The organism is Corallococcus carmarthensis, assembly GCF_003611695.1.
Lineage (GTDB): Bacteria > Myxococcota > Myxococcia > Myxococcales > Myxococcaceae > Corallococcus > Corallococcus carmarthensis.
The window spans coordinates 26,504-49,027 of the sequence record NZ_RAWE01000055.1 but is presented as its reverse complement, the minus strand read 5'-3'; the positions used below and the strand labels follow the sequence as shown (position 1 = coordinate 49,027).

The 22,524-nt window shown below is 69.7% G+C and carries 18 protein-coding genes; 14 read left to right on the top strand and 4 right to left on the bottom strand.

Annotation, left to right across the window (positions count from 1 at the left end; translation table 11 throughout):
* The 4 genes from D7X32_RS17210 to D7X32_RS17195 form a co-directional block, all read left to right on the top strand.
* Positions 1-855: tetratricopeptide repeat protein (locus D7X32_RS17210; RefSeq protein WP_147450180.1), on the top strand; the 855-nt coding region annotated here is incomplete at its 5' end.
* A 170-nt stretch (positions 856-1,025) separates the two neighbouring features.
* Complete coding sequence (locus D7X32_RS17205) at positions 1,026-2,921, top strand: serine/threonine-protein kinase (RefSeq protein ID WP_120603640.1); 1,896 nt, start codon at positions 1,026-1,028, stop codon at positions 2,919-2,921.
* Positions 2,922-3,023: 102 nt separating this feature from the next.
* Positions 3,024-4,712 (top strand): serine/threonine protein kinase, encoded by a 1,689-nt coding sequence (locus D7X32_RS17200; protein WP_120603639.1) that lies wholly within the window; start codon positions 3,024-3,026, stop codon positions 4,710-4,712.
* Between the two features lie 66 nt (positions 4,713-4,778).
* Positions 4,779-6,824: a serine/threonine-protein kinase gene (locus tag D7X32_RS17195; RefSeq protein ID WP_120603638.1), complete on the top strand. Its 2,046-nt coding sequence runs from the start codon at positions 4,779-4,781 to the stop codon at positions 6,822-6,824.
* Here D7X32_RS17195 and D7X32_RS17190 read toward each other — a convergent pair.
* Entirely contained in the window at positions 6,821-7,636 is an 816-nt protein-coding gene (locus D7X32_RS17190; RefSeq protein ID WP_120603637.1) for a pseudouridine synthase, read from the bottom strand. The two genes, D7X32_RS17195 and D7X32_RS17190, sit on opposite strands and share 4 nt — an antisense overlap.
* Before the next feature lie 135 nt (positions 7,637-7,771).
* Here D7X32_RS17190 and D7X32_RS17185 point away from each other — a divergent pair, with 135 nt between their 5' ends.
* On the top strand, positions 7,772-9,055 hold the full coding sequence (locus tag D7X32_RS17185; RefSeq protein WP_120603636.1) for a threonine/serine exporter family protein: 1,284 nt from the start codon (positions 7,772-7,774) through the stop codon (positions 9,053-9,055).
* A gap of 6 nt (positions 9,056-9,061) precedes the next feature.
* Here the strand turns inward: D7X32_RS17185 and D7X32_RS17180 are convergent, their stop codons facing one another.
* Positions 9,062-9,478, bottom strand: a complete 417-nt coding sequence (locus D7X32_RS17180; protein ID WP_120603635.1) for a DoxX family protein — start codon at positions 9,476-9,478, stop codon at positions 9,062-9,064.
* Positions 9,479-9,615: 137 nt separating this feature from the next.
* Here D7X32_RS17180 and D7X32_RS17175 point away from each other — a divergent pair, with 137 nt between their 5' ends.
* Positions 9,616-10,791 carry an AI-2E family transporter gene (locus tag D7X32_RS17175; protein ID WP_120603634.1) on the top strand — a complete coding sequence of 392 codons (1,176 nt, stop codon included), beginning with the start codon at positions 9,616-9,618 and terminating at the stop codon, positions 10,789-10,791.
* A 15-nt stretch (positions 10,792-10,806) separates the two neighbouring features.
* Here D7X32_RS17175 and D7X32_RS17170 read toward each other — a convergent pair whose 3' ends face one another.
* Complete coding sequence (locus tag D7X32_RS17170; RefSeq protein ID WP_120603633.1) at positions 10,807-12,990, bottom strand: dipeptidyl-peptidase 3 family protein; 2,184 nt, start codon at positions 12,988-12,990, stop codon at positions 10,807-10,809.
* Positions 12,991-13,384: 394 nt separating this feature from the next.
* Between D7X32_RS17170 and D7X32_RS17165 the strand changes: the two genes are divergently transcribed.
* From D7X32_RS17165 to D7X32_RS17130, 8 genes are all read left to right on the top strand, one after another.
* Entirely contained in the window at positions 13,385-13,738 is a 354-nt protein-coding gene (locus D7X32_RS17165; protein WP_120603632.1) for a hypothetical protein, read from the top strand.
* A gap of 83 nt (positions 13,739-13,821) precedes the next feature.
* Positions 13,822-14,448, top strand: a complete 627-nt coding sequence (locus D7X32_RS47535) for a NapC/NirT family cytochrome c (RefSeq protein ID WP_120603631.1) — start codon at positions 13,822-13,824, stop codon at positions 14,446-14,448.
* Positions 14,445-14,642 carry a hypothetical protein gene (locus D7X32_RS17155; protein WP_120603630.1) on the top strand — a complete coding sequence of 66 codons (198 nt, stop codon included), beginning with the start codon at positions 14,445-14,447 and terminating at the stop codon, positions 14,640-14,642. Before D7X32_RS47535 ends, D7X32_RS17155 begins: the two co-directional genes overlap by 4 nt.
* Positions 14,639-14,995, top strand: a complete 357-nt coding sequence (locus D7X32_RS17150) for a c(7)-type cytochrome triheme domain-containing protein (RefSeq protein ID WP_120603629.1) — start codon at positions 14,639-14,641, stop codon at positions 14,993-14,995. The genes D7X32_RS17155 and D7X32_RS17150 overlap by 4 nt, the downstream gene beginning before the upstream one ends.
* Positions 14,982-17,255 carry a hypothetical protein gene (locus tag D7X32_RS17145; protein ID WP_120603628.1) on the top strand — a complete coding sequence of 758 codons (2,274 nt, stop codon included), beginning with the start codon at positions 14,982-14,984 and terminating at the stop codon, positions 17,253-17,255. The genes D7X32_RS17150 and D7X32_RS17145 overlap by 14 nt, the downstream gene beginning before the upstream one ends.
* A complete protein-coding gene (locus D7X32_RS17140; protein ID WP_120603627.1) occupies positions 17,245-17,682 on the top strand; it encodes a hypothetical protein in 438 nt (145 codons plus the stop codon). Before D7X32_RS17145 ends, D7X32_RS17140 begins: the two co-directional genes overlap by 11 nt.
* A gap of 26 nt (positions 17,683-17,708) precedes the next feature.
* Positions 17,709-20,039: an Ig-like domain-containing protein gene (locus D7X32_RS17135; RefSeq protein ID WP_158625704.1), complete on the top strand. Its 2,331-nt coding sequence runs from the start codon at positions 17,709-17,711 to the stop codon at positions 20,037-20,039.
* 74 nt (positions 20,040-20,113) lie between these two features.
* Entirely contained in the window at positions 20,114-21,817 is a 1,704-nt protein-coding gene (locus D7X32_RS17130; protein ID WP_120603625.1) for a S28 family serine protease, read from the top strand.
* 60 nt (positions 21,818-21,877) lie between these two features.
* Here the strand turns inward: D7X32_RS17130 and D7X32_RS17125 are convergent, their stop codons facing one another.
* A complete protein-coding gene (locus tag D7X32_RS17125; RefSeq protein ID WP_120603624.1) occupies positions 21,878-22,498 on the bottom strand; it encodes a glutathione S-transferase family protein in 621 nt (206 codons plus the stop codon).
* Positions 22,499-22,524: the final 26 nt, after the last annotated feature.

The window sequence follows — 22,524 nt, the reverse complement described above, 5'->3', positions numbered from 1 at the left end:
CTGCCCACGGCCGAGGTGTCGCCGCCCATTCGCGCCCGCTCGCCATGGGTGGGGTTCGCGGCGGGGGGCGCGGCGCTGCTCGTGGTGGGCGGAGGCCTCTGGTGGGCATGGCTCCAGCGCGCACCGGAAGTCACCCTGGGCGAGGGCCCGGACAGGACGCCCGTGGTGGTGGCTCCTGCCCCGACGCCAGCACCGACGCCGGTGGAGCTCCTGGAAACGGATGCGGGCACGAAGACGGTGGAAGTCCCTCCCGTGAAACCGCCGCCCCCTCCGGACGATGGATGGAATGAGGCGCGGGTGGCCAGGCTGGTCGATGACGTGTATCGCCTGAACAAGAGCAGCAAGGAGCTGACGCGGGCCGCGAAGCTGGTGCAGACCTGCGTGGACGCGGTGCCAGACAACGCGGACTGCCGGCTGGCCGCGGGCCTCACCTACGAACGGCTCCGCGCCTTCGACAAGAGCGCGCTCCACTACCGGGCCTTCCTGCAGAACGCCCCCACCACCGACCTGCGGCGGGGCGCGGTCTCGGAGCGCCTGTCGGCCCTGCCCCAGCGCAAGCCCCTGGAGCAGACGCCCGCCAACGAGTCGGACCTGGAGTCCTCGCGAAGCGCCGTCCTGCTGCACCTGACGCAAGGCCGCCTGAAGGAAGCGCTCGACGCCGCCAGCCAATGCGTGACGCGGCTCCCCCGGGAGCCCGAGTGTCACCTGTTGCAGGGGGACGTCCTGGCGAAGATGAACCAGGTCCAGGAAAGCACGCGAAGCTATGAGCGCTTCCTGGCGTTAGCGCCCGCGGACCATCCCCGGCGCCCGTCCGTCCTGCGGAAGCTCGTCGAGCTGCGGGCGACCGCCCCCTGATGCTCGGACCTTCGCGCGGTCCCCCTCCCGCCCGACGCGGTCCGCCAAACCTGTCCGACTGTCGGACAGGTTCGCGCGGTGCGCCGCCGACGGGGAGAGCCTCTCGTGAGCCCGGCGGACAGGGAGCCGTCATTCGGCGTTTTCCGCGTTCCGACTAGGATGCGCGCCCCATGGAACTCCAGGCTGGCGACACTTTCGGGCGGTATGAGTTGGTGTCCTGGCTGGGCCGGGGCGGGATGGCGGAAACCTGGCGCGCCCAGCTGATGGGGGCCGCGGGCGTCACCAAGTCCGTGCTCATCAAGAAGGTCCTGCCGGAGTACGCGGACGACGAAGCCTTCATCTCCATGTTCATCAGCGAGGCACGCATCTCCGCCACGCTGTCCCATGGCAATGTCGCGCAGGTCTTCGACTTCGGACAGGTGGCGGACGAGTACTTCCTCGCCATGGAGTTCGTCGACGGTAGGCCGCTCGACAAGGTGCTCAAGCGCGCGCTGAAGGCAGGCCTGGGCGCACTGCCCATTCCGGCCGCAATCTTCATCGCGATGGAGATGTGCCGGGGGCTGCACTATGCGCACACGCGCACGGATGGCAGCGGGAAGTCCCTGGGCATCGTCCACCGGGACATCTCTCCGGACAACGTGCTCGTCAGCTACGAGGGTCAGGTCAAGATCGTCGACTTCGGCATCGCGAAGGCGCAGCTGCTCCGGGGCTTCAAGACGGAACCCGGCGTGGTGAAGGGCAAGTACCTCTTCTTCTCTCCGGAACAGGCGCGCGGAGAAGAGGTGGATGCGCGCACGGACGTCTGGGCCACCGGCATCGTGCTGTACTCATTGCTGTGCGCGAAGCTTCCGGTGGAGGGGCCGCCCCAGACGGTGATGATGAAGATCGCCCACGGACAGATCCCCGCACCCACGACACTCCGGCCGGGCCTGCCGAAGGAGTTGAACGACCTGGTGATGAAGGCGTTGGCTCCGGACCAGGAGCAGCGCTTCGAATCCAGTCATGCCTTCGGGGATGCGTTGGCGGAGTTCCTCCATGCCCACTACCCGCGCTTCTCTTCGTTGAGCCTCGCGAACCTGTTGCGGCTGCTGTTCCGTGCGGACCTGACGAACGAGGGCCGCGAGCTGTCCGTGCCCGAGGCCTTCCTCGACGAGGCGAAGAAGTGGGGCGAGCCGGCGCTCGCGAAGCTCCTGGGTGCCCCACCGCCGCAGCAGGTCCAAACGCGGCGAATGGTGCGCGCCGTCGCGAAGCCGCCGCCCACCGACGAGACGACCCAGTCCGACGCGCCCACGATTCCGACGGGTCGTTCCCGCAAGGTGATCTACGGAGCAGGCGCGGCCGGAGGCCTGGCCGTGGCGGGAGCCTGCCTCTGGCTCTTCGTGGGTTCGCGTTCACCAGAGCCCGTCGCGCAGCCCGCGCCCGTTCCGCAGGCGGTCGCGGTCGAAGCCCCCGCCCCGAAGGTCGAGGCTGAACCACCGCCTGCGCCGAGCCCCGTGAAGGAGCCGGAGGCCGTGGCGGAGGTTCCAGCTGAAAGTCCCGCGGAGCCAGAAGCCACGCGGCCCGCGCATTCCACCCGGAAGATTTCCGCCAGGCCCGTCCGCGCCACCCAGCGGGTCCAGTCCGCGAATCCGGAGCCAGTCGTCGAGGAACCCGCGCCGCCCACCGTCGTCGTGGCCAGCGCCGTCCAGCAACCGCCTCCCGTCGTTGAGGAGAGTGCCCCCGCGCCCAAGAAGGGCGTCTTCGGGATGCTCGACTCCAAGCGGCAGGAGGTGGCGCAGAAGGTCAGCTCGCTCGTGAAGACGAAGCAGCAGGAGGTCCAGCAGAAGGTCTCCGGCCTGCTCCAGAGCAAGGACTACGACGCGGCGCTGGAAGTGGCCAATGACTGCGCGAAGAACAATCCGCGCGTGCCGGAATGTCACCTCATGCTCGGCGACGTCCACGCGAAGCTCAACCATCCGCGTGAGAGCACGCAGCACTACGAGATGTTCTTGGCGCTCGCACCCGAGGACCATCCCCGCCGGGCGCGCGTCATTGAAATGCTGGCGAAGGCCGGCGCGGCGAATTGAGCAGTCAGTGGTTTCCACTCGCTGACATCCCAGGCAGCCAGGCAGGAGAAAGACAGCCTCTATTCGGCCATCCCTGGAATCTGGGCTTAGGATGTCCGCCCCATGGCACTGCAAGCGGGCGACGTCTTCGGGCGGTATGAGTTGGTGTCCTGGCTGGGCCGGGGCGGCATGGCGGAGACGTGGCGCGCCCAGTTGGTAGGGGATGCCGGCGTCACCAAGCCAGTCCTCATCAAGAAGGTCCTCCCGGAGTACGCCAACGACGAGGCCTTCATCTCCATGTTCATCAGCGAGGCGCGCATCTCCGCCACGCTGTCCCATGGAAACGTCGCACAGGTCTTCGACTTCGGCCGCGTGGACGGTGAGTACTTCCTGGCCATGGAGTTCGTGGACGGCCAGCCGCTCCACCGCGTCCTCAAGCGCGCGATGAAGAGCGACCTGGGGGCGCTGCCCATTCCGATCGCGGTCTTCATCGCGATGGAGATGTGCCGGGGCTTGCACTACGCGCACACGCGCACGGACAGCAGTGGCAGACAGCTGGGCATCGTCCACCGCGACATCTCTCCGGACAACGTGCTGCTGGGCTACGAAGGGCAGATCAAGATCGTCGACTTCGGCATCGCCAAGGCGCAGCTCATCCGGGGCTTCAAGACGGCGCCAGGCGTGGTGAAGGGCAAGTACCTCTTCTTCTCTCCAGAGCAGGCGCGCGGGGAAGACGTGGATGCACGAACGGATGTCTGGGCCACCGGCGTCGTGCTGTATGAGCTGCTCTGCGGAAAGCTGCCCGTGGAGGGGCCGCCGCACATGGTGATGATGCGCGTGGGCCGGGGGGAGATTCCCGCTCCGAGCGTGCTCCGGCCGGACCTCCCGAAGGAATTGAATGACATCGTGATGAAAGCGCTGACTCCGGACCGTGAGCAGCGCTTCGAGTCCAGTCACGCCTTCGGGGATGCGCTGGCGGGGTTCCTGTATTCGAACTTCCCGCGCTTCTCCTCCATGACCATCGCGCACCTGCTGCGCGTGCTGTTCCGGGGCGACCTGGCGCAAGAGGGGCGTGAGCTGTCCGTCCCGGGCTCCTTCCTGGAGGAACTGAAGGCCTGGCGCGCGCAGGCCGCGCCAGAGGAACCGGTGACGCCGGTTCCCGTCACCCAGCGGCAGACGCGGCGAATCCGGGCGGTCACCCCGCCAGTCACGGAGACAACGGAGACGACCCAACCTCGGTCCATCGTGGCGTCTTCTGAAACCTCACGCCCGCTGCTCTACGGGTTGAGCGCGGGAGGACTGATGGTCGTGGGTGCGAGCCTGTGGCTGCTGATGGATACGCAGTCGGCCACACCCGTGTCGGCGGCTCCACCTCCCACGCCCATTCGCGCTCCCGTGACTGTCGAGACGCGCCCTCCTGCGCCCGTCGTGCCACCCGAGGACAAGAAGGAAGTCGCCAGTGCGCCCACCGACGCGCCTACCGATGCGCCCGCCGACGAGTTCATTGGCTCGAGAACAAGTGCCATATCTATTCACGACTCAATCAAAGCCATTCAGACAGAGGTCCTGAGGCGCAGCAGAGAGGGAGATCTCGACGGGGCCTTCAGGCTGGCAAAGGACTGCGAGGCCAGGGTCCCCAAGGTCCCCGAGTGTCATCTCATGCTTGGCATTGTCCATGCCAGGCGCAAGGAGTTCAAGGAAAGCGAACAGCACTACAAGATATTTCTGACCCTCACGCCTGAAGGCTATCCCAAGAGGGATCTCGTCCTCCATGCCTTGACTAAAATGCCCATGAACAATCCACCTCCCTAGACTTGTCTTCCCCCCAGGGACGCTCCGTCACGCACCAGGCAAATCGAGACTCAGGCCCCACAACCCATGGCACTCCAGGCAGGTGACACCTTCGGGCGGTATGAGCTGGTGTCCTGGCTGGGCCGGGGCGGCATGGCGGAGACGTGGCGCGCCCAGCTGGTAGGCGACGCGGGCGTCACCAAACCCGTGCTCATCAAGAAGGTCCTGCCCGAGTACGCCAACGACGAAGCGTTCATCTCCATGTTCATAAGCGAGGCACGCATCTCCGCCACGCTGTCCCATGGCAACGTGGCGCAGGTCTTCGACTTTGGCCGGGTGGAGGGTGAGTACTTCCTGGCCATGGAGTTCGTGGACGGCCAGCCCCTCCACCACGCCCTCAAGCGCGCGATGAAGAGCGGCATGAGCGCGCTGCCCATTCCCATCGCGGTCTTCATCGCCATCGAGATGTGCCGGGGGCTGCACTACGCGCACACGCGGACGGACAGCAGCGGCCAACCGCTGGGCATCGTGCACAGGGACATCTCCCCGGACAACGTGCTGCTGGGCTACGAGGGCCAGGTCAAGATCGTCGACTTCGGCATCGCGAAGGCGCAGCTCATCCGCGACATCAAGACAGAGCCCGGGGTGGTGAAGGGCAAGTACCTCTTCTTCTCTCCGGAGCAAGCGCGTGGAGAAGAGGTGGATGCGCGCACGGACGTCTGGGCCACCAGCGTCGTGTTGTACGAGCTGCTCTGCGGCAAGCTGCCCGTGGAGGGGCCTCCGCAGGTCGTGATGATGCGCGTGGCGCGCGGTGAGTTTCCGTCGCTGAGCGAGTCTCGGCCGGACCTGCCGGAGGCGCTCAACCGCATCGTCCTCAAGGCCCTGCATCCGGAGCAGTCCCAGCGTTTCGAATCCAGTCATGCCTTCGCGGAGGCGCTCTCAGGATTCCTGTACGCGAACCATCCACGAGCGTCCTCGCTGAGCGCCGCCCATCTGCTGCGGATGCTGTTCCGGGAGGACCTGCTGGCTCAGGGCCGCGAGCTGTCCGTCCCGGCGTCTTTCAAGGAGGAGCTGAAGTCCTGGCGCGAGCAGGAGCCGGCACTCGCGAAGAAGCCCCCGCGTCCCAGGCCCTTGCTCCATACAGGGAGGATCCCCCTCCCCGAATCCGACATGGAGAGCGTGGAGGACGAAGCCCCGGCCGCGCTCGCGCCCGCGACATCATTGAGGAAATGGGCGCTCGGATTGAGCACCACGGGCCTGGCCATCGGGGCCAGCTGTCTCTGGCTCCTCACCTCCACCGATGTGCCTCCCGAGCCCCTTGGAGCGCCGCGTCCCATCGAGCGTCCGCCCACCGCGGTTCAATCCCTCTCCGACGATGCGCGGAGCCCCACTGCGATTGCCGCACCGAGCCCCCAGGCAACAGGCAACGCACCCCTGACCGTGGAACCGCTCCCGGCGTCCGCCCTGTCCCTGGCCGACTATCAGGACCGCATCCACGCGCGGGTGCAGCGGGGAGAGCTCCGCGAGGCCGTGGACCTGGCGCATCAGTGCTCGACGCGGTTCCCCCAGGAAGGGGAATGCCATCTCCTGCTTGGGATGCTGTACGCGCGCCTCAATGACAGCCGCACCAGCGTGACGCACTACCAACGCTTCCTGGAGTACGCCCCCGCCACGCACCCCAGCCGCGCGAAGGTGGTGCAGATCCTGGACGACGCGAATGCCCTCTCGTCGGCATCGGGCCGGGTGGCGAAGCCGGAGACCTTCGCCGACATGATGGACGTCGGCCGCACGGCCTTCCGGGACGAGAAGTTCCCGGAGGCGGCGGCCACGTTCCGGAACGCGCTGGCCATGAAGCCGGGCTCGCTCGACGCCAAGCTCGAGCTGGGCCTGACGCTCATCCAGCTCATGCCCGGCACCCCGGCCGACCACAAGCAGGCCGTGAAGCTCCTGGAGGACGTCACCCATCGCCAGTCCAACATCCGGCGAGCCTGGCTGGGATTGGAGACCGCCTACACCCTGACCGGCAACAAGGCCAAGGCCAGGCGCGCCCACGACCGGTACCTGCTGATGTCCCCCAGGAACATGGCGAACCCCGCGAAGGCGCGGGAGATGCTCAAGAACCTCGGCCGCTAGTCCGTCAGGTCCACGTCCGTCGCGGTGAATCCCAGCCCGCCCGACACCTCCGCCTCCGTCAGCTCGCGGAAGGCCCCCTCCGCCACGTCCAGCACCACCCGCCCCACCGCTTCACGGTGCAGCGTGAGCACCGGGTGCCCCACCGCCTCGAGCATCCGCTTCACCTGGTGGTGCCGCCCCTCGGTGAGGGTGAGCTCCACCACGTCGGGCGCGCGGAGCACCGCCTCCGCGGGACGCGTGGGGCCGTCCTCCAAGGTCAATCCCTCTCGCAGCCGCGCCAGCTCGGCTTCCGTGGGCTGTCCCTCCACGCGCGCCACGTACCGCTTGGGCAGGTGCGTCTCCGGCGCCGTCGCGTGCCGCACCAGCCGTTCGTCGTTGGTGAAGAGCAGCAGCCCCGTGGTGTCCCGGTCCAACCGGCCCACCGCGTACCACTCGAAGCCCTGAAGCTCTGGCGGCAGCACCGCGCGCAGCCTTTCGAAGACGGTGCCCACGCCCTCCGGATCCGAGCCGTGCACCACCGGTCCCGCGGGCTTGTGGAACATCAGCCCCCGCGCCTGGCGCGTCAGCGCGTGCTCCACGCCGTCCACGCGCACCCGCGTCCCCTCCCCCACTGGCGCGAAGGGCTCATGCTCCACGCGGCCATCCACCTCCACGCGGCCGTCGCGGATCGCCTGCTCGGCTTCAGCCCGGGGCAGCACGCCGGCCCGGCCCAGCGCTCGCGCCAGCCAGTCCGCGCCCGGGCCCACCGGGGCCTCCGGTCCCCTGCGCCTCGCGGCCTCCAGCCATCGCGGCGTCCGTTGCTTGCGCGCCATGCGTCCTCCCGTGTTCCACCCGCTGTATCAGATGCGTCACGACAAGGGATTCCTTGAGCACCACGCACATTGGAGCGAGCAGGAAGGCTTGCAGGGGGGTTCCACGCTGTTTGACTCCCCCGGGCGGCTCTGCGCATGTGCGCGCCCGCCGTGTCCACGCTCTCCTCCGAAACCGCTGAAGCCCCGCCCGAGTTCGCCGCCGCGCTCGCGCCCCCACCGCCCGGTCCCGCGGTGGCCTTCGTGCTGCGCCTGGGCCACGCCCTGCACCGCCACGGCACGCCCGCCCACCGCCTGGAGGGCCTGATGCAGCGGGTGAGCGAGCGGCTGGGCCTGGAGGCCCGCTTCTTCTCCACGCCCACCTCCATCTTCGCGTCCTTCGGCCCGCCGGAAGACCTGCGCACCAGCCTCATCCGCGTGGAGCCCGGCGACTTCGACCTGGAGCGCCTCATCCTCCTGGACATGCTCGCGGACGACGTCATCCAGGGACGCCTCACTCCCACCGAGGGCGCCACCCGCGTGGAGACCCTCCTCGCCCGGCCGCCGCGCTACGGCCCCGCCCTGCAGCTGCTCTGCTGGATGCTCGCGGGAGCCTCGGCGGCGCTGCTGTTCGGCGGCGGCTGGAAGGAGATGGGCGTCGCGGGCTTCAGCAGCCTGGCCATTGGCGCGCTGGACCTCCTGACACGCAAGCAGCCCACCACCGCCCGGGTGCTGGAGCCCGTGGCGGCCGTGCTGTCCGCCGCGTTCGCGGGGATCGCGGCCCACTTCTTCGGCCCGCTGCACGGCGAGGTGGCCACGCTCGCGGGCCTCATCGTCCTGCTGCCCGGACTCACGCTCACCATCGCCGTCAACGAGGTGGCCACGCGCAACCTCATCTCCGGAACGTCGCGCCTCACCCACGCCGCGCTGGTGTTCCTCCAGCTGGGCTTCGGCGCGGCCCTGGGCAGCCGCGTGGCCACGGTGCTGCCTCCCGTGCCCACGCCGCCCCTGCCCGCGGTGCTGCCCCCGGGCACCGCGGTCGTCGCGCTGGTGGTGGCGGGCTTCGCCATCGCGGTGCTCTTCCGCGCCCGGCCGCGCGACTGGGGATGGATTGCCCTGGCCGGCGCCGCCGCGTTCATGGGCGCGCGGTTGGGAGCGCTGCTGCTGGGGCCTCAGCTGGGCGCCTTCGCGGGCGCGCTGCTGCTGGGCATCGGGAGCAACGCGCTGGCGCGGCTGCGCAACCGGCCCGCCGTCACCACCGTGGTGCCGGGGCTGATGCTGCTCGTCCCCGGCAGCGTGGGCTTCCGCAGCCTCGCGTCACTGCTGGAGCGCGACGTGGTGGCCGGCGTGGACACGGCCTTCTCCATGCTGATGGTCGCGGTGGCGCTGGCGGCGGGCCTGCTGTCCGCCAACGCCATCATGCCCTCGCGCAAGGTGCTCTGAGGCGGCTCAGGTCAGCCGCAGCAGGTACACGCCCGCGAGCGCCACGACGAAGTACGGCACCAGCACCGCCGCGCCCGCGTACTCCTTGGCCATGCGCTGACCGAAGAAGAGCGCCAGCAGCGACAGCGAGGAGAGCACCGCGCCCAGGTACGCGAGGAGCGGGTTGCCATTCAGCAGCAGCGCCACCGCGCCCGCCGCGCTCAGCGCCCCGGCCGCCAGCTCCATCAGGGTGATGACGGCCAGCATCGGGGTCACCACGCCCTTCAGGGGCGACTTGGAGAAGTGGCCCGTCAGCCACCCCAGGTTCCCCTTCCAGTCCACGACCTTGTCCAGGCCGGACTGCAGGAAGAGGATGGCCAGGAAGGTGGCGCACAGCAGCTGCGGAAGCCAGAGGGTGAAGCGGGCGGAGTCGAAGGGCGGCATGCGCGCACTCTACCGCCCCCTTGGCCGCTCCCAAGTCCGGTGAGCAGGCAACCAGCCGGGCCGTGGGGAATGTTCCTGCAACAATCCGACCGTGCAGGCTCCCGCTGACAGGTCCGGCTCCCTAATAATGAGGGGCCATGGCCTCGGATCAGGTAGCGCGACGCGTCTTCGTGGGTCTCATCCTTCTGTCCATCCTCCTGCTCTGCATGGTCATCCGGCCATTCGCGGAGGCCTTCTTCCTGGCGGCGGTGCTGGCGGGCACCTTCTACGGCCTGTACAGCCGGCTCAAGCGGCGGCTGCGGGGCCACGGCAGCGTGTCCGCGGGCATCATCGTCACCGGCATCATGCTGGCCCTGCTCCTGCCCCTGGGCGGCCTCACGGCCTTCGTCGTCGCGGAGGTGTCCGAGGGCGCGCGCTTCGTGTCGCAGACCGTGCAGAAGGACGGAATGAACGGACTGGTCAACAAGCTCCCCAGTGGCATCCGGGCCCCCGTGAGCAAGCTCATCGAGCGGCTCCCGCTGGAGCAGGCCGAACTGGACCAGAAGCTCCAGGAGCAGGTGACGACCCAGGGCGGCACCGCCGCCAAGGCGGTGACGGGGGCGGTGGCGGCCACCGGCACGCTCATCCTCCAGACGACGATGATGCTCATCGCCCTCTTCTTCTTCCTCACCGACGGCGCACGGCTGGTGCAGTGGCTCGAGAGCGTGTCGCCGCTAAGGCAGGGCCAGACCCGGGAGCTCTTGCTCGAGTTCAAGAGCACCTCCGTGTCGGTGCTCGTCTCCACCGTGGCCACCGCGGGCGTCCAGGCCGTGGCCGCGCTCATCGGCTTCCTCATCGTGGGGGTGCCCGCGCCGCTGTTCTTCGCGGGCCTCACCTTCTTCTTCGCCCTCATCCCCGCCGTGGGCGCCGCGGTGGTGGTGCTGTTCGCCGCGGGCCTGATGTTCCTCAGCGGCCATCCGTGGGCGGCGCTCTTCCTGGCCATCTGGGGCGTCGTCGTGGTGGGGCTCGTGGACAACGTCGTCAAGCCGCTGCTGGCCCGGAAGGGCATGAACCAGCACGGCGCCATCATCTTCTTCGCGCTGCTCGGCGGCCTGGCGGCGTTCGGCGCGGTGGGCCTCCTGCTGGGGCCCCTCATCGTCGCCTTCTTCCTCTCCGTGGTGCGCATCTACGAGCGCGACTACGGCCGGCCCAATGGCCAGCTGGGCGACCCGGCCACCCCGGGTGGACCGGTGCAGCCGGGCAACGCTCGCGTCGTGCTCACCACGGAGTCCGGGACACCCCTCACGGACAGGGACACGCCGTCCAATCACTGACGGCCACCGCGCCCGTCAGGGTTTGACCTTCGCCGGCGCCGCTCCCTTCACGGGGGACGGCGCCGGAGCCGTTTCCGGCCCCAGCTCCTTGAAGGCCTCGCGCACCGCGTCCGGTGAGCCCGCCACCTTCGCGGCGACGCGGCGGCCTTCCGCGGGAGACAGCCGGCCCAGCAGGCTGCGCTCCAGGTGCTGATCCACGAAGGCCTGGGTGGTGTCCTCCTTCAGGTCCACCAGCGCCCCCTTCGCGTCCAGCACCGGCACCACGCGCGGCGAATTGAGCAGCAGCACCGTGGGCACGTCCACGGCCTTCACCCGGCGGGCGACCTCGTCGCGCAGCTTCGGGTCGAAGTGGATGCCCTTCTCCTGCACCAGCGCGCGGATGCCCTCGTAGTCGCCGGTGGCCTTGATGACCATCAGCTTGGAGAGCAGCTCGCCCACGGCCTCGCGCATCCTGCCGTAGTCCGGAACCACCAAGTACGTGCGGCCATCTTGCGTCACCTGCTTCACCACGCCCTTCTCCTCCAGGAACGTCACCGTCATGTGGTGGCCGCGCTGGTGGTCCTCCTCGAAGGCGTTGCCGGTCTCCACCCTGCGCAGGTTGGTGAGCCCCTCCACCAGGAAGTCGCGGTACATCTGCCGCGCGATGGCCTCGTGGTCCGGCGACAGCTCCGCGAGCGCCGGGTCGAACGCGTGCCACAGCGCGACCAGGTCCGCGCGCGCCTCCTCCAGCGTGTTGTCGTACTCCTTGAGGAAGACGGACGGGGACTGGCCCTTCAACTTCGCGTCCACCTGACCGGAGGCGTGGCCCAGCACTTCATGGAAGGCCACCAGCCACTTGCGCGCGGTGACGGAGTACTTCTGGGCCTGCTCGCGGTCCTCCGCCGTGCGGGAGAACTCCAGCGCCAGGGGCAGCCGCGTCACGGCGGAGGCCGCGTCCATGACGTTGGTGATCATCACGCTCTTGCTGCCGTACTTCTCCCGGATGTGCTGCTCGTTGGGCAGGTTGATGCCCGCGGGCGGCTCCGGGTTGGACGTGATGAGGTTGATGGCCTTGGCCACCGGCGGCGCGACCTTCTTGCGGCGGTACTTCTCCGGCCAGGGCAGCCGGTCCTCGAAGTACTGGGCCTTCTGGCCCATGAGCACCATGATCTGGTTCTCCTTCGTGTCGCGGTAGTTGACCAGCGCCTCCCACTGTCCCTTGTGGCCGCGCGGGTCGACGTACGTCTCGATGAAGCCCAGGTTGGCGTCCACCTTCGGGTCCACCTTGAGCCACGCGATGTTGTACGCGTCCCAGTCCTGCGGGCTGCCCGTCTGGAAGTAGCGCACCAGCTTGCCCAGCGCGGTCTTCTGCGCGGGCTCCGCGGACTTCATCGCCTCCTGGAGGTGCGCGATGACGCGTGAGAGCTCCTTCGCGTACAGGCCCGGCTTCACCTTGCCGTCCGGCGTGCCCGCGCGGAACACCTGCTCCGTCAGCTTGCCGTCCTGCTTCACCACGCGCGAGTTGAGCGGGTACTTCTCCGTGAAGCCCACCAGGTCCTTCTCCGTCACGCCGGGGCCATAGGCGGTGTTGGAGGACGCGGTGAGGAGGTCCTGTCCCTGCGGCGGGGCCTTGGAGGTGAGCTGCGGCTCGAAGCCCGCGTCGAAGAGGGTGGGCTTCAGCTCCTGGAGCCAGGCCTGGAGCGCGGCGTCGTCCTTGACCGTCCAGGGTGCTCCGGCATTGAGGGCGCGCGAGGCGCCCGCGGCGAGCTGTTCGGCGGTGAAGCCCGGGACGAACTTCTGCCCGGTGGTGCTGTCGTGGTTGCCGCCGTGCCCGTAGAAGCGCAGCAGGTAGTCCGCCAGCTTCGCGTCGAAGCCGGACGCGGCGCTCTGCGCATCCCGGCCGAAGAGCCAGACGCCTTCCAGCAGCTGCTTCGCGGGCACCAGCTTCCAGCCGAGCTGATCCAACGCGATGTCCTCGCCCGCGTGCGCCGCGAGCGTCAGGGACCACGCCACGCGCTTCTCCGCCAGCGACAGCTCCGCGATGCCCGGCGCGAACATCTGGGCGACGGCGGTGTTGCCGGAGCGGGCGCGGAGGAACTTCCCGCCGGGTACGGTGAGGGTGGGCTGCGCGGCCTGCGCGGGCCCGGCGTCGGGCGCCAGGGACTTCGGCGGGGTGGCGGGCGCGGCGGCGAGGACGGCGGCCAGCAGCAGGGGCTTCATGGGGGGCTCCGGGGAGACGTGACGGGACGTGGCTACCGCGCGCCGGGGGTGGACTCAAGCCGCGCGCCGCCGTGCCCCTCGCGGCCAGACAGAGTGTGCCGCCGGGGCGGCGTGGTCGTGGCCCGGTGCCCCCGCGCGTCCGAGCCCGAAAGCCCGGTCCGGTCCCGGGGCCCACCGCTCGCGCCAGCCTCCGGGAAGGGGCGTGCGGGCGCCCACGCAGGGAATGCGCGGGATGCCGCCGGCTGGCGCAAGGTTTGCGCCGGAGCACCCAGGCGGGAGGCGCACCCGCGCCCGGGCCCACCCCCCACAGGGGCACGAGTCCACCCCGGTACGGGGCATGCAGTGTCGAAGGGCGGACGGGTTTCATTCCTCCCCTCCGTTCGAGCCAGCGCCCATGACCTCTTCGCACTCCCTGCCCCGCGCCGTCCTGCTCGCCGCCCTCGTCGCCGCGGGGTGCGCGGGCTCCGCGCGGGAGACGCGTGCGGATCCCTCTGCCCCGCTGCCGCCACCGCCCACCTCGGTGGCGCTCACCGTGGGGTACGAAGAGGCGGTGAGGCTGGGAGCCGCGTTCGCGCGGAGCCAGGACCACGCCCTGGAATTGGTGATGGCGAAGCAAGGCGAGGCGTCCTGGTGGCTGCGCTACGCCTCGCCGGCGGGCCACGGGGCCCTGGACCTGCGCGTGGACGGGCAGACAGCGAAGGTGGAGCCCATTCCCCTCCCGCCCTCCGCCGGGGCGCCCACCCGGTAGCGCGCGGCGCCGTGGCGGCGGCCCTCCGGGTCCCCCAGCGCTCCTGAATCGCCCCACTGCACGGTTCTCACGACCCAGGCCCCATGGAGACCCCACTGCCCACCCTCATGATTGTGATTGTCAGCGCGGTGGCCGTGCTGGTGGCGATGATTGCCCATGCCGCGGGCCACCTCACCGCGAACCGGCTGGGACGCCTGGTGCTGCTCGGAGGACTGGCCCTCCTGCCGCTGGCCGTCAGCGGCACCGGGGTCGCGGTGGGCGTGCGCGAATCCAGCCAGACCCAGTTCTGCATGGGCTGCCACGAGATGGAGCCCTACGGGCAGAGCCTGTTCGTGGACAACCCGAATGCCCTGGCCGCGGTCCACTACCAGAAGCGGCTGATCAACCGCGACTCCACCTGCTTCTCCTGCCACACGGACTACGCGCTCTTCGGGGACGCCAAGGCCAAGCTCAACGGCCTGCGGCACGTCTGGGTCCACTATTTCGGGACCATTCCCCCGGAGCCCCGGCTTTATCAGCCGTATCCCAATTACAACTGCCTCCACTGCCACAACGATGCGCGCGGCTACCTGGAGGCCGGGCCGCACCGGGAGCTCCAGGCGGAGCTCCAGAGCGGGGCCCGCTCGTGCCTGAGCTGTCATGACCTCGCGCACGACCTGGAGGGCGTGAAGGCCCAGAACTTCTGGCTGCCGGAGCGAGCGCGCCCATGAGCCACGACAAGCGCATCCGGGTGGCGGCCCTCTTCGTCCTGGCGGGGCTGCTGATCCAGCTGTTCGCCCTCTTGTATTGGACGCCACTGACCTTCGTCATCTCCACCGCCGTGGGCGTCCCCCTGGTCCTGCTGGGGGTCCTGCTCTACGGCGTCACGGTCTGGAGAATCCTGAAGGAGCAAAGGGCCCTATGAGTTCCGCCCCTTCGCATCCGCCTGGCGCCCCCTCCCCGCGCGGGGGGTGGTGGCGGGCCGGGCTCGCCATCCTTCTCCTGTTCACGACGCCCATCTTCGCCGTGAACTCGCCGCAGGACGTGCGGCTGCCTCCGCTCAAGGAGCGCGCCGCGCCTGCTCCGGCGCTGTTCTCCCATTGGGGGCATGGCTCCATGTACTGCTACAGCTGCCACCCCGGCACGTTCCCGCAGGCCCGGCTGGGCTTCACGCATCAAGACATGCGAGAGGGCCGCTACTGCGGGCGCTGCCATGACGGACGGGCCGCCAGGGCCCAGAGCTCCATGAGCTGCGAGGCATGCCATGCGCGTCGCTGAGCGCAGTGCCTGGACACTGTTTGCCTGCGCGCTGGTGCTGGCCGTCCCCAGCCTCACGCGGGCGCAGTCGCAGGAGGAGAAGCGGCGGCAGCTCCAGGAGCGGCTGGGCATCAAGCCGCCCCCCGAGCCTCCCGGACATGCGCAGGCGGCGCCCGACGCGGGTGTCGTCGAACCGGGGACGCCGTCACCCGCCGCCCCCGCGAGAGCCACCCGGAATCCCATCGCGGCACGGCCGCGCGTGCCGGGCTTCGCGGATGACGCCCGGCCCATCCTGGAGAAGGCGTGCGGGTCCTGTCACAGCCCGGAGGGCAAGGCGTCCAGATCCCGCTGGGTGCTGAAAGGCGGGCCGGAGGACTACGACGCCACCGTCCGCTTCGTGCAGACCGCCACCGCCGCCCAGAGTCCGCTGCTCAAGAAGGGCACCGGCACCGCCCTTCACGGCGGCAAGAAGGTCCTCGCGGTGGAGTCGGTGGAGTACGCGACGCTCCTGCGGTGGATTGAAGGTGGCGCCCCGCCCGGCAGGGCACGGGCTGGCACCCAGGCGGCGCCGGTTGCGTCCGCGCCCTCCGCTTCCAGCCCGGTTCCCACGGCGCCTTCCGCGCCCGCGAGTGCCAGTTCACCATCCACGGCGCCTTCCGCGTCCGCGAGTACCGGTTCATCACCCACGGCGCCGGCTGCGTCCGCGAGTGCCGGTTCATCACCCACGGCGCCGGCTGCGTCCGCGAGTGCTGGTTCATCATCCACGGCGCCGGCTGCGTCCGCGAGTCCCAGTCCGCCATCCACGGCGCCGGCTGCGTCCGCGAGCGCCGGTACGCCACCCACGGCTCCCTCCGAGGACGCTTCGGCAGCGCCGCGCTTCGCTCCCCAGGTCCACGAGGCGCTGCTGGCGGACTGCTCCAGCTGTCATGCCTCCGACGGGATGGCCGGAGCCAGCCGCTACCTCACCCACACGGATCCAGACGCGCACCTGCGGTCGGTGGCGCCGCTGGTGGTGCCCGGCGCTGCCGCCAGCAGCCTCCTGTACCAGCGAGCGAAGGGTGACTCGCACCCGGGCGGCGCGGTGTGGGAACCGGGCAGCGCGCAGCTGGCGCTCCTGGCCCGCTGGATTGACGCGGGCGCGTTGGGGACGACCCCGCCAGCCACCGCGAACACCGCCGTGGCCACCGCCCCACCCGCGCCCACCGCACCCGAGCCCGCCGCCGCACCCGCTGCGCCTCCCGTCCCCTCCGGCCCGCATGCAGGCGTACCGCTGGGAACCTTCCCGGTCCTCGGCTCGCTGAGCCTGAACGGACGCTTCGACCTCAACTACGAGCGCATCAACTACAACGACCACCCCTTCAAGGCCGAGGGCGAGAGCGCGCTGCGCAGCTACCACCACTTCCTCTTCCTGACGCGGCAGTCCGCCGAAGACCCGGTGACCCTCACCCTGGAAGTGCTGTCGCTGCAGTTCTGGGAGGTGGGCTACCGGATCAACGGAGCGTCCTGGCCGGTGAAGGTGTTCGCCAAGGGCGGCAAGGTGCTGGTGCCCTTCGGCGGGGATCCGCTCTTCCATCACAGCTACGGAGGGCTCGCCGGCTTCGACCAGCGGGTGCTTCCGGTGGTGTTCGCCCGGGAAGGGCTGACGGTGAACGTGGAGCGCCGTCTGGGGCCCATCGCCCTCTCCGGCGATGCCTACGTCATCTCCGGCTACCGGCTGAAGCGCGCCGACGCGGTGCTCAACCTCCAGTCGGACCTGGCACCGCTGGAGGACACCCGCCTGGGCGTCGGAGCAAGGCTTGGCGGCTCCTGGGGGCCCATCAACGTGTGGTACTCGCCCTACTTCAATTCACTGGGGTTCGGGCGCCGCCTGTTCCTCCAGGCGCTGGACGTGGCGGTGTGGCGTCCGCGCGGGCTTCCGGTGCTGGAGCACTTCTCGCTGGGCGCCGGGCTGCTGCGCGCGGATGTCTCCGGAGGCGAGGCGGAGGGCTACGGCGGGCCGGGCGCGGACTACTACCACTTCGCCAGCTACCTCCAGCTTCGCTACCACCCCACGGACTGGCTCTACGTCCAGTACCGGCAGGGGCTGCGCACGTTCGGAAACCGGCGAGGCCTCATCCTGGACTCGAACGCGCTCACCCGGGAGGACGGCTCCAGCCACAACGTGGGCGTGGTCGCCCGGTGGCGGGGCTTGAGCGCCGGCCTCTTCCAGTTCTGGAACCTGGAGAAGACAGACGAAACGCCGGACGACTTCACCCGGCTGGTGGTGGCGTATGAGTTCTGATTCCCGCATCCAGACACGGGCCGCGGTCCTCACCGTGATGTTCGCGCTGGTCGTTGGGTGCGCGGACCTCCACCGTGGCGCGCCCTCCCCCGACGCGGGGGTCCCGCCCACCGACGGCGGCGGCAGCGGCGGGGACGGTGGAACCACCGTCTCCTTCGCCAGCGACGTCCATCCGCTCCTCACCACCGGCTGTCAGACCTGTCATCGCGCGGGAGGCGCCGCGGGCAGCACCTCCTTCGTGCTGACCGGCGATGCCGACGCTGACTACGCGGAGGTCAGCTCCTTGACGGACGCATCCAATCCCTCCGCCAGCCGGCTGCTGCGCAAGGCGTCCGGCGCGGGCCACGGCGGCGGAGCCATCTACGGAGAGAGCACGCCGGAGTACCAGACCCTCCTGGCGTGGATCTCCGGAGGCGCTCAACCATGACGCACTTCATCCCCGAGAAGGCTTCGATGAGACGACCTCTCCTGCTCCTGGCCGGACGGATGCTCCTGGCCTTCACGTTGAGCGCCTGCGCCAGACTGGAGACACCCCACCCGGAGATCATCACCGACGGCCCGCACTCGGTGCTCGTGGGTCAGACGCTCCAGCTCACGGCCACCACGCGCGAGGCCACCGACGACGGCTACCAATGGGAGAGCGAGAACCCGGCCATCGCGACCGTGGACGACACCGGACAGGTGACAGGCGTTGGCGCGGGCGAGACCGCGGTGAAGGTCACCGGCGCGCAGTCCCGGCTGGAGGCGCGTCACGTCGTGGTGGTGCTGGGCGGCCTCACGGGCGACGCGGGCGTCGATCCCAGCCAGGTGCCCTATTACCTCGCCTGGTCCGGCTCGCCGCATGCGGACACCACCGCCGAGGCCTTCTCCCACTGGAACGAGGACGGCATGGTTCCCACCACCTGCGCGCGGTGCCACAGCTCGGAGGGCTATATCGACTTCCTGGGCGGCGACGGCTCCGCCCCCGGACGGGTGGATGCCCCCGGCCGCACGCAGTCCGTGGTCCGCTGCGAGACGTGCCACGACAGCGCGGCCTCCGGGCTGACCGCGGTCACCTTCCCCTCGGGAAAGCAGGTCACCGGCCTGGGGCCGGAGGCGCGGTGCGTGGTGTGTCACCAGGGGCGCGCGTCGGGCAAGGACATCGACGCGCAGGTCGCGGACGCGGGCGTGGTGGGCGAGGACACCGCCTCACCGGCACTGGGCTTCACCAACATCCATTACTACCCCGCGGGCGCGACGCTCTTCGCCAGCCAGGCCGCCGGCGGCTACCAGTACGCGAACCAGGTCTACGACTCGCGCTTCCGCCACGTCCCCAACTTCGACAAGTGCAACGAATGCCATGACCCGCACACCACGCGGGTCCGCTGGGATGCCTGCGCCACCTGCCATCCCGGCGTGACCGACGTCACGAAGGCCTGGAACATCCGGCAGATCGCCTCGCGCAACCAGGACTACGACGGGGACCACGACCGCACCGAGGGCATCTACTTCGAGATCCAGGGGCTGCGTGACCGGTTGCTCGCCGCCATCCAGCGGTACGGCGCGGAGCGGGCCTGGCCCCTCTGCTACGGCGACACCCACCCCTACTGGTTCCAGGACACCAACGGGGACGGGACGTGCAGTCAGGCCGAATCCGCCGCCACCAACGCGTTCGCCCACTGGACACCCCGCTTGCAGAAGGCGGCGTACAACTACCAGCTGTCCCGCGTGGATCCGGGCGCGTTCGCGCACAACGCCAAGTACATCCTCCAGCTGTTGCATGACTCGACGAAGTCGATGAACGAGGCGCTGGCCGTGCCCTTCGATACGTCCCTGCTGGTGCGCAACGACCCGGGCCACTTCAACGGCGCCAGCAAGGCGGCGCGCAACTGGGACTCGAGCGAGACCGTCCAGGCCAGTTGCTCGCGCTGCCACAGCGGTGCGCAGGGCTACCGGTTCTTCGTCCAGTACGGGGTCGGTCAGCTGGTGCCGGAGACCGCCAACGGCCTGGAGTGCTCCACCTGCCACGAGAACTTCGAGCCCGACTACGACGTCTTCATCCCGGCCCAGACGTGGCTTCCGGACGGCAAGACAGTGAACCTGCCGGGCCAGGACAACCTCTGCGCCAACTGCCACATCGGCCGCGCGTCCAAGGCCACCATCGACGCGGCGCTGGCGGCGGGCGGCACGCCGCGGTTCCAGAACGTGCACTACCTGCCGGCCGCGGGGACGCGTGAAGGAACGCAGGCCCGGATTGGCTACGAGTACCCCAACAAGACCTACGCCAGCCGGCTCACGCACATGGGCGGGGCGCAGTGCACCAGCTGCCATGTGCCGGGCAAGAGCAACCACACCTTCCGCATCGCGGACGTGTGGAGCGAGCGCTGTGAGACCTGCCACGCGGACCAGGACGCGGCGGAGCAGATCCGCGTCGTCCACCTGGCCGACTACGACGGCGACGCGAACACCACGGAGCCCCTGGACGCGGAGGTCTCGGGAATGGCCGCACGCCTGCTGACGGCCATGCGCGGGGTGACCGGCAATGGCCTCTGCTACAACGGCGAGGTCAATCCCTACTTCTTCAAGGACACGGACAAGGACGGCACCTGCAGCGCCACCGAGTCCGTCTCCGCCAACGCGTTCGCGCCATTCACTCCAGCGCTCGTGAAGGCCGCCCACAACTACCAGTTGAGTAGGAAGGACCCGGGCGCATGGGCACACAACTTCAACTACATCGGGCAGCTCCTCTTCGACAGCGTGGAGGACCTCACCGGGACGGCCCCCTTGAACATGATCCGGCCTTGAGAGTGGAATCCGCGCGGGCTTCGTCGCTCGCCGGGGCTGGCCCGGCGGAAGCGGATGCCGAGGAACGCGGACCGATGAAGACTCCCCTGAGATTCCGGCACTCCCACGCGGCGGCCCCGTCGCGCTGGGTGCTGCTCCTTCCCCTGCTCACGCTGCTCGCCGGTCCGCTGGCCTGCGGCGAGGATGACCCGGACGACCCGCGTCCTGACAGCGGTACCCCGATCGTGGATGCGGGCACGAACACCGATGCTGGCACCGATGTCGATGCGGGCGCCGATGTCGATGCCGGCTCCGGAACGGACGCGGGCACCGATGTCGACGCGGGCACCGGAACGGACGCGGGCACGGGCTCCGAGGACGCGGGCACCGACGGCGGCGTGGCCTGCACGCCGAGCGGCTGGGTTGAGCAGACGCCGGACCTGAGCGTCATCACCAACACATCGCTGGACATCCGGGTCCGGCTGGAAGCCATCCCGGGCCTCACCGTGCAGGAGAACCCCAACGGCGCGACCGTGCCGGCGGGCTACCGGTTCTTCATCCTGAGGTACAACCAGCCGTCGGACCACGCCCACCCGGAATGCCAGCGCTTCGAGCAGCGCATGACGCTGCTGCACAAGGCGGACGCCAGCCCGATGGTGCTCTCCACCAGCGGCTACAACGTCTCCACCGGCACCGGCCGCAGCGAGCCCACGCAGCTCCTGGGCGCGAACCAGGTCGCCGTGGAGCACCGCTTCTTCCCGCCCAGCATCCCGTCGCCCGCGGACTGGAGCCACCTCACCATCCGCCAGTCCGCGGATGACTTCCACCGCCTCACCCAGGCGCTCAAGCGCATCTACACCGGCAAGTGGGTGTCCACGGGTGGCAGCAAGGGCGGTGAGACGGTGGTGTTCTTCCGCCGCTTCCACCCGGACGACGTGGACGCCACCGTGGCGTACGTGGCCCCCATCGCGAAGCGCAACGACGAACGTTTCGTGACGTTCCAGGACAGCGTGGGCGGGGACGCGCAGCTCGCGTGCCGCGAGCGGCTGTGGGCCTTCCAGCGTGAAGTGCTCTCGCGCCGGGAGAACATGCTCACGCTCCTGAAGGCCTACGCGGAGGAGCAGAATCCGAAGCTGACGTACTCGCAGCTCGGCTTCGAGCTGGCCCTGGAGCACGCCGCCATCGAGACCTACTTCGCCTTCTGGCAGTACGACGGCGCGGGGAACTGCACCCGGAACATCCCCGACACCACCGCGACGGACCAGCAGCTGTTCGACGCGATGGACTACGAGGTGGGCATGGGGTCGTTCGCGGACTCGGGCATCAAGCCGTACGCCGCCTACTACTACCAGGCCGCGGTGGAGCTGGGCTGGCCCCAGCCCTATGAGAAGCACCTGGGCGCGCTCATCCACTTCCCGGACACCGACACCGGTGAGGTGTACTCGCCGCCGGGCATCCCGTACGTCTTCCGCCCGCAGGCCATGCCGGACATCCAGGACTGGGTGTCCACCCAGGGGCAGCGCCTGATGTTCATCTACGGCAGCTACGACCCCTGGACGGCGGCGGCCTACGTGCTGGGCAACGCGCAGGATTCCTATCTGTACACGGTGGCGGGCGGAAACCACGGCTCGCGCATCAGCCAGCTGCCGGCGGTCCCGCAGGCGGAGGCGAAGGCCACCCTCAACCGCTGGATGGGCATCTCGCCGCTGAAGCGCGCCCCCAAGGTCGACCTGTCGGAGGAGCCGCCCGTCTTCGGCCCCCGCGTGCCGCCCCGCCTGCGCGAGGCGTCGCGGAACTAGTCCGGCTGTCGGACAGGTTGCGGGCCGTCCCGAGGTGCTCCCGGGGCGGCCCGTCGTCTTTCAGCGGCCCATCTTGTAGGGCCCGCCCCGCTCCAGGGCCCGCTGGTACGCGGGGCGCGCGTGGAGCCGGTCGAGGTAGGCCGTGAGGTTCGGGAACTCCCCGAGCAGCCGGAAGGACTTCGCGGCCTCCAGCACGAAGGAGAGCTGGATGTCCGCGCCCGTCAGCGCGTTGCCCACCAGGTATTCACGGCCCTGAAGCACCCCCTCCAGGTAGCTCAGGTGGTTCTTCAGCTCGGAGTCGATGCGCGGCTTGATGGGCGCCGCGGCCTCCCCCAGCCGCTTCACGTAGAGCAGCTGCACGATGGGCAGCATCGCGGAGCCCTCCGCGTAGTGGAGGAAGTGCGCGTACCGGTCCAGGTCCTCCGGCGCGGGCGAAAGCCGGCCCTGGCCGTGCTTGCGGATCAGCGACTCGATGATGGCGCCGGACTCCGCCAGAACGCTTCCGCCGTCCTCCACCAGCGGCGACTTGCCCAGCGGGTGGATGGCCTTGAGCTCCGGTGGGGCGAACCCCGTCTTCGGATCGCGCTCGTAGCGGACGACCTCGTAGTCGAGCCCCAGCTCCTCCAGAAGCCAGAGGATGCGCTGCGAGCGGGATTCGGAGAGGTGGTGGACCTTCAACATGGGGGGCGGGCTCCTCGCGTCCGGAA

Excerpts from the sequence above, each read along its gene's own strand:
- D7X32_RS17140 (WP_120603627.1), top strand. The coding sequence starts at position 17,245 with ATGAGTTCTGATTCCCGCATCCAGACACGGGCCGCGGTCCTCACCGTG.
- D7X32_RS47535 (WP_120603631.1), top strand. The coding sequence starts at position 13,822 with ATGGAGACCCCACTGCCCACCCTCATGATTGTGATTGTCAGCGCGGTG.
- D7X32_RS17190 (WP_120603637.1), bottom strand. The coding sequence starts at position 7,636 with ATGGCGCGCAAGCAACGGACGCCGCGATGGCTGGAGGCCGCGAGGCGC.
- D7X32_RS17135 (WP_158625704.1), top strand. The coding sequence starts at position 17,709 with ATGAGACGACCTCTCCTGCTCCTGGCCGGACGGATGCTCCTGGCCTTC.
- D7X32_RS17170 (WP_120603633.1), bottom strand. The coding sequence starts at position 12,990 with ATGAAGCCCCTGCTGCTGGCCGCCGTCCTCGCCGCCGCGCCCGCCACC.
- D7X32_RS17175 (WP_120603634.1), top strand. The coding sequence starts at position 9,616 with ATGGCCTCGGATCAGGTAGCGCGACGCGTCTTCGTGGGTCTCATCCTT.
- D7X32_RS17180 (WP_120603635.1), bottom strand. The coding sequence starts at position 9,478 with ATGCCGCCCTTCGACTCCGCCCGCTTCACCCTCTGGCTTCCGCAGCTG.
- D7X32_RS17125 (WP_120603624.1), bottom strand. The coding sequence starts at position 22,498 with ATGTTGAAGGTCCACCACCTCTCCGAATCCCGCTCGCAGCGCATCCTC.
- D7X32_RS17130 (WP_120603625.1), top strand. The coding sequence starts at position 20,114 with ATGAAGACTCCCCTGAGATTCCGGCACTCCCACGCGGCGGCCCCGTCG.
- D7X32_RS17150 (WP_120603629.1), top strand. The coding sequence starts at position 14,639 with ATGAGTTCCGCCCCTTCGCATCCGCCTGGCGCCCCCTCCCCGCGCGGG.
- D7X32_RS17200 (WP_120603639.1), top strand. The coding sequence starts at position 3,024 with ATGGCACTGCAAGCGGGCGACGTCTTCGGGCGGTATGAGTTGGTGTCC.
- D7X32_RS17145 (WP_120603628.1), top strand. The coding sequence starts at position 14,982 with ATGCGCGTCGCTGAGCGCAGTGCCTGGACACTGTTTGCCTGCGCGCTG.
- D7X32_RS17165 (WP_120603632.1), top strand. The coding sequence starts at position 13,385 with ATGACCTCTTCGCACTCCCTGCCCCGCGCCGTCCTGCTCGCCGCCCTC.
- D7X32_RS17205 (WP_120603640.1), top strand. The coding sequence starts at position 1,026 with ATGGAACTCCAGGCTGGCGACACTTTCGGGCGGTATGAGTTGGTGTCC.
- D7X32_RS17155 (WP_120603630.1), top strand. The coding sequence starts at position 14,445 with ATGAGCCACGACAAGCGCATCCGGGTGGCGGCCCTCTTCGTCCTGGCG.
- D7X32_RS17195 (WP_120603638.1), top strand. The coding sequence starts at position 4,779 with ATGGCACTCCAGGCAGGTGACACCTTCGGGCGGTATGAGCTGGTGTCC.
- D7X32_RS17185 (WP_120603636.1), top strand. The coding sequence starts at position 7,772 with ATGTGCGCGCCCGCCGTGTCCACGCTCTCCTCCGAAACCGCTGAAGCC.